General features: G+C 67.0%; 6 protein-coding genes. 5 read left to right on the top strand and 1 reads right to left on the bottom strand.

All coding sequences use genetic code 11. From position 1 onward, the window contains the following. The 4 genes from G6028_RS10085 to G6028_RS10070 form a co-directional block, all read left to right on the top strand. On the top strand, positions 1-575 hold a 575-nt coding region (locus G6028_RS10085), incomplete at its 5' end, for a TrmH family RNA methyltransferase (protein ID WP_182658778.1). A gap of 31 nt (positions 576-606) precedes the next feature. Continuing rightward, the gene (locus G6028_RS10080) at positions 607-1086 is read left to right on the top strand and encodes a DUF2975 domain-containing protein (protein ID WP_182658777.1); all 480 of its coding nucleotides are present in this window, start codon (positions 607-609) and stop codon (positions 1084-1086) included. After that, the gene (locus tag G6028_RS10075; protein WP_179523505.1) at positions 1086-1292 is read left to right on the top strand and encodes a helix-turn-helix domain-containing protein; all 207 of its coding nucleotides are present in this window, start codon (positions 1086-1088) and stop codon (positions 1290-1292) included. Before G6028_RS10080 ends, G6028_RS10075 begins: the two co-directional genes overlap by 1 nt. Next, entirely contained in the window at positions 1289-1471 is a 183-nt protein-coding gene (locus G6028_RS10070; RefSeq protein ID WP_179523504.1) for a hypothetical protein, read from the top strand. The genes G6028_RS10075 and G6028_RS10070 overlap by 4 nt, the downstream gene beginning before the upstream one ends. 9 nt (positions 1472-1480) lie before the next feature. On the opposite strand, the gene G6028_RS10065 is transcribed toward G6028_RS10070, so the two are convergent. Further along, positions 1481-2116 (bottom strand): DedA family protein, encoded by a 636-nt coding sequence (locus tag G6028_RS10065; protein WP_182658779.1) that lies wholly within the window; start codon positions 2114-2116, stop codon positions 1481-1483. Between the two features lie 191 nt (positions 2117-2307). On the opposite strand from G6028_RS10065, the gene fbaA reads away from it, so the two are divergent. Continuing rightward, positions 2308-3351, top strand: coding sequence for a class II fructose-bisphosphate aldolase (gene fbaA / locus G6028_RS10060; RefSeq protein WP_182658776.1), 1044 nt, complete (start codon positions 2308-2310; stop codon positions 3349-3351). Positions 3352-3646: the final 295 nt, after the last annotated feature.

The following is a 3646-nucleotide window of genomic DNA, read 5'->3' as shown; positions in this document are numbered from 1 at the left end:
GCGACCGCTGGGATCCGGACCTGCTCGACTCGGGCGACCGCCGCAACGTGGTCGACCGCTACCGGTACTGGCGGCGAGAAGCGATCGTCGCCGACCTCGACACCCGGCGGCACCCCTTCCACGTGGCCATCGAGAACTTCGGTCACGACGCCAACATCGGCACCGTCGTCCGCACGGCCAACGCCTTCCTCGCGGCGGAGGTGCACATCGTGGGGCGACGTCGCTGGAACCGCCGCGGGGCGATGGTCACCGACCGCTACCAGCACCTGCGCCACCACGAGGACGTGGCAGCGCTGATGGACTGGGCCGAGTCGGAGGGGGTGCCGGTCGTCGCCGTCGACAACCTCCCCGGCGCCGAGCCGCTCGAGACCGCCCGGCTCCCGCGCGAGTGTGTGCTGCTGTTCGGTCAGGAAGGTCCCGGGGTCAGCGCCGACGCGCGACGACGGGCGGCGAAGACCGTGTCGATCGCCCAGTTCGGCTCCACCCGGTCCATCAACGCGGGCGTGGCCGCGGGGATCGCGATGCACGCGTGGGTCCGCGAGCACGCTGCGAACGGCCGAGGAGATAGCTATTGATTTTCGATAGGTAATCATCCATAGTCGTGAGATGGAGATCGAAAGACGAGCGGTCCTGCCGCTGCGGGTGTCCCTGGTGGTGCTGTTCGCGGTACTGCTCCTGCTGCAGACCATGTCGTTGCCCAGGCAGTTCGCGCACATGGCTGAGACATCGCCGGGCGACGCACACCTGCGGTGGCCACTGACGGCGGTGTCGATCTACTGGGTGCTGTGCATCCAGGTCGTGGTGGTGGCCACCTGGAAGCTGCTCACGCTGGTCAAGGACGACCGCATCTTCACCGACGCGTCACTGATCTGGGTCGACGTGATCCTCGGGGCGATCGTCGCGGCCTGGGGGATGCTCGTGCTCGTCCTGGTGCTCGTGGGCGTCAACGCGAACGATCCCGGACTGCCGCTGCTGCTCTTCCTCGTCGTCGTCATCATCACCGTCGCGGCGCTGCTCATGGTCGTCATGCGGGCACTCCTCCGGCAGGCCACCTCGTTGCGGTCCGAGATGGACACGGTGGTGTGATGCCGATCGTCGTGCGGATCGACGTGGAGCTCGCCAGGCGCAAGATGAGCGTGGGTGAGTTCGCGGAGCGGGTGGGACTCACGCCGGCGAACGTCGCGGTGCTGAAGAACGGGCGTGCCAAGGCGGTGCGGTTCAGCACGCTCGAGGCCATGTGTCGCGTGCTGGAGTGTCAGCCCGGGGACCTGCTGGAATGGGTGGAGGAATGAGGAGCGCAGCGGGGTTCGCCCTGGTCCTCGTCGGGGTGCTGAGCGTGGTGGGCCTCGGGGGAGTGGCGATCGTCCTCGGCGGGGCGGACGACTCCCCGGGACTACAGGGGATCGGTGTGGTCCTGGTGGTCGGGGCGACGGTCGCCGCCCTCCGTTGGCGGGGCGGACGACCACGGTAGAGACCCGGCTCAGACCGCCGGCGCGGAGGGTCCGTTGCGGATGCGGTCGACGAGCTTCGGCCCGGCGGTGATGGCCATCGGTGTGACCGAGACCAACACGATCCCGATGAGGATCAGGTCGATGTGCTCCTTGATCAGCGCGAATTGCCCCAACCATGCGCCGAGTGCGGTCACCCCCGCGGCCCACAACACCGCACCCACCATGTTGAACAGCACGAACACGCGGTAGCGCATCCCGGCCATGCCCGCCACCAGCGGCGCGTAGGTGCGGACGATCGGCACGAAGCGGCACAGGATGATCGTGGCCGGCCCCCACTTGTCGAAGAACTCGTGGGCCTCGCGGATGTAGACCTGCTTGAAGATCCGCCCGTCCGGCCGCTCCCGCAGGTGGTGGCCCCACCGGTTGCCGATGAAGTAGCCCACCTGGTCGCCGAGGAACGCCGCGATCGGGGCGGCCACCAGCACCACCCACAGTGGTGCGAAGGGGTTGTCCTGCTGGGTGAGCAGTCCCGCGGTGAACAACAGTGAGTCGCCCGGGAGGAACGGGAACAGCAGACCGGACTCGATGAAGACCACGGCGAGGAGAGCCGGGAGTATCGCGTTGCCGAACGGTCCGTCGCCGGACAGCCAGAACTCCGGGTCCATGAATCCGGGACCGAGCGCCAGGACGTGCTGGGCCTGTTCGGCCACCAGGTGCGTGTTCACCTCGGGAATCGTAGACCCGCTCTGCTGGGAAACCGCTGAAGGCGTGCCCCCGCTGGTCCTCCGGGGCCCGCCACCTCGCGGTACCTCGTAGGATGGGATGAGTCACAGTGCCGAAATCTGGAGGATCGTCAATGCCTATCGCCACCCCGGAGCAGTACAAGGACATGCTCGACCGGGCTCGCCAGGAGGGTTTCGCCTACCCCGCGATCAACTGCACCTCCTCCGAGACCATCAATGCGGCCATCAAGGGATTCGCCGATGCGGGCTCGGACGGGATCATCCAGTTCTCCACCGGTGGAGCGGAGTTCGGTTCCGGCCTGAACGTCAAGGACATGGTGACGGGCGCGGTCGCACTTGCCGAGTTCGCGCACATCGTGGCCGAGAAGTACGACGTGTTGGTCGCGCTGCACACCGACCACTGCCCCGAGGACAAGCTCGACACCTTCGTGCGCCCGCTCATCCAGATCTCCCAGGAGCGCGTCGACGCCGGACGAAACCCGCTGTTCCAGTCGCACATGTGGGACGGCTCGGCCACCCCGCTCGACCGCAACCTCGAGATCGCCAAGGAGCTCCTCGAGAAGACGGCCAGCGCCAACCAGATCCTCGAGATCGAGATCGGCGTCGTGGGCGGCGAGGAGGACGGTGTCGAGAACGAGATCAACGAGAAGCTCTACACCTCCCGTGAGGACTTCGAGGCGACCATCGACGCGCTCGGGGCCGGCAACACCGGGCAGCGCTACCTGCTCGCCGCGACATTCGGCAACGTCCACGGCGTCTACAAGCCGGGCAATGTCGTGCTGCGTCCCGAGGTGCTCAAGATGGGCCAGGAGGTCGCGGTGGAGAAGCTCGGGCTGAACCAGGGCGACCTGCCGTTCGACTTCGTCTTCCACGGCGGCTCGGGCTCGGCCAAGAGCGAGATCGAGGAGGCGCTGAGCTACGGCGTCATCAAGATGAACGTCGACACCGACACGCAGTACGCGTTCACCCGCCCGATCGCCGGTCAGATGTTCGCCAACTACGACGGAGTCCTGAAGATCGACGGCGAGGTCGGCAACAAGAAGGTCTACGACCCGCGCTCGTACCTCAAGAAGGCCGAGCAGGGGATGTCCGAGCGGGTCGTCGAGGCGTGCAACGACCTCAAGTCGGCCGGCAAGTCCAAGGGCGCCTCTACCTGACCAGCGGCTTCGGCCTGATCACACTCACGGCGACCCGACGGGGTCGGTGCCACCAGCGGCGTCTCTCCTCCAGTGGAGAGGCGCCGCTGTCGTGTGATCACCGGGTGGTCTGGGCGCCATGCCCGGCAATTCTGGATCGAACACTTGTGCTGTTCCGCCCCGGGCGATAAGATGGATCACACGTTCGAATGGTGGCGAGTCTGATTGGCGGAGGGGGGTGCGGTGGTGGATCCGATGATGACGACGACGAGTTCGGCGGCATTCGGGGCGCTTCGCGCCGTGCCGGAGGCTCTCG

The sequence above is a fragment of the Dietzia cercidiphylli genome (assembly GCF_014145145.1).
Classification (GTDB): Bacteria; Actinomycetota; Actinomycetes; order Mycobacteriales; family Mycobacteriaceae; genus Dietzia; species Dietzia natronolimnaea.
This window is presented reverse-complemented; position numbering and strand designations above follow the sequence as displayed.

What these genes read in the sequence shown, in the direction of transcription:
- G6028_RS10080 (WP_182658777.1), top strand. Translation starts at nt 607, where the DNA reads ATGGAGATCGAAAGACGAGCGGTCCTGCCGCTGCGGGTGTCCCTGGTG.
- G6028_RS10075 (WP_179523505.1), top strand. Translation starts at nt 1,086, where the DNA reads ATGCCGATCGTCGTGCGGATCGACGTGGAGCTCGCCAGGCGCAAGATG.
- G6028_RS10070 (WP_179523504.1), top strand. Translation starts at nt 1,289, where the DNA reads ATGAGGAGCGCAGCGGGGTTCGCCCTGGTCCTCGTCGGGGTGCTGAGC.
- G6028_RS10065 (WP_182658779.1), bottom strand. Translation starts at nt 2,116, where the DNA reads ATGGACCCGGAGTTCTGGCTGTCCGGCGACGGACCGTTCGGCAACGCG.
- fbaA (WP_182658776.1), top strand. Translation starts at nt 2,308, where the DNA reads ATGCCTATCGCCACCCCGGAGCAGTACAAGGACATGCTCGACCGGGCT.